Below are 1,433 nucleotides of genomic sequence, written 5' to 3'. Positions count from 1 at the left end.
TGGACTGCCCCCAAGAAGTTGGACAAAAAATCCAACCCTTGGGGGGACCGATGGGCAAATACACAGAGCAGTTCAAACTCACAGCCATCTCAGCCTACCTAGATGGTAGCGATGGCTTCCGAAAAGTAGCCCAGCGTTTCGGTATCGACGTCAGTCTGCTGCGCCGGTGGGTCTCCAGCTATCAGAGCAAGTCCAGCCTTAGTCCGCGCTCGCACGGGCAGCGCTATGACGACGACTTCAAGCGCCAAGTGCTGAGCCACATGCACGAGCATCGTCTCTCTCTTCGCCAAACCGCTGCGCATTTTGGCCTCGGCCAGTCCTCGCAGATAGGCAACTGGCAGCGGCAGTACTACAGTGGTAGCCCTGTAGCCCCTGTCATCCGCCAGAAAAAGCCGATTAAAGTGCCGAAGAAGATTAAACCAGCAAAGCCCACAGATACCGACGATTCGCAAAAACCCAGAGACCAGCTGATGGCTGAGCTTGAGTATCTGCGCATGGAGAACGCTGTCCTAAAGGAGCTCAAGGCTCTGCGCGAGGAAAAGGAACGAATACCGGCGAAAAAGTCCTGATCGTTTGCAAACTCAAACGTAGATTCCCTTTGCCTGACCTGCTGCGGCTGATCGGACTGGCTCGCAGCACTTTTTACTACCAGGTACAGAGCCAACAGAAGCCGGATAAATACGCGGAGCTTAAAGAGAGAATTCGGCAGGTCTATCACAAAGAGAAGGGGCGTTACGGGTATCGGCGCGTTGCACTAGCAATCAGAAAAGAGGGGCCACTGGTCAACAAGAAGGTCGTTGAGAAACTGATGACTGGGCTGGGTCTGAAGTCACTGGTGCGACCCAAGAAATATCGGTCGTACCGAGGTACTGTCGGCAAGATAGCGATGAATCTGCTGGAGCGTAATTTCGTCGCCCAGCGCCCCAACCAGAAATGGGTGAGTGACGTAACCGAGTTCAAGGTGGCGCAACAGAAGCTCTATCTTTCGCCTGTGATGGATTTGTATAACGGGGAAATCATCGCCTACGAGACGGCCAGTCGCCCACAGTACAGCCTGGTTGGGAACATGCTCGACAAGGCACTCAAGACCCTGGGGGAGAAGCCGAAACTCGTGCTCCACACCGATCAGGGGTGGCAGTACCAGCAGGCTCAGTATCGCCAAAAACTGCGCAGTTGTGGAGTGAAGCAGAGCATGTCTCGTAAAGGCAATTGCCTAGATAATGCAGCTATGGAAAGCTTCTTCGGCACGCTCAAGTCAGAATTTTTCTACCTCAAGCGGTTTGAGAATGTTGATGAATTGAAAGCGGGCTTGGATGAGTACATCCACTACTACAACCATGACCGCATCAAGCTGAGGCTCAATGGCCTGAGCCCTGTCGAGTACAGGACCCAGGCGGCAGCATAGAACTGTCCAACTTTTTGGGGGCAGTCCA

The 1,433-nt window shown here is 53.6% G+C and carries 1 protein-coding gene; it reads left to right on the top strand.

Going from position 1 to position 1,433, the window contains the following annotated elements; translation table 11 throughout:
- The first annotated feature begins 50 nt into the window (after positions 1-50).
- Positions 51-1,405 (top strand): IS3 family transposase gene (locus tag HU766_RS25930; protein WP_186661837.1). Its coding sequence is split into 2 segments (ribosomal slippage): positions 51-521 and positions 524-1,405, totalling 1,353 coding nucleotides; the frame shifts between segments, so codons are not numbered across the junction.
- Positions 1,406-1,433: the final 28 nt, after the last annotated feature.

The organism is Pseudomonas sp. SWRI77 (assembly GCF_014269105.1).
GTDB lineage: Bacteria > Pseudomonadota > Gammaproteobacteria > Pseudomonadales > Pseudomonadaceae > Aquipseudomonas > Aquipseudomonas capeferrum.
The sequence above is the reverse complement of the archived record's forward strand: the minus strand, read 5'-3'. Positions and strand labels throughout refer to the sequence as shown.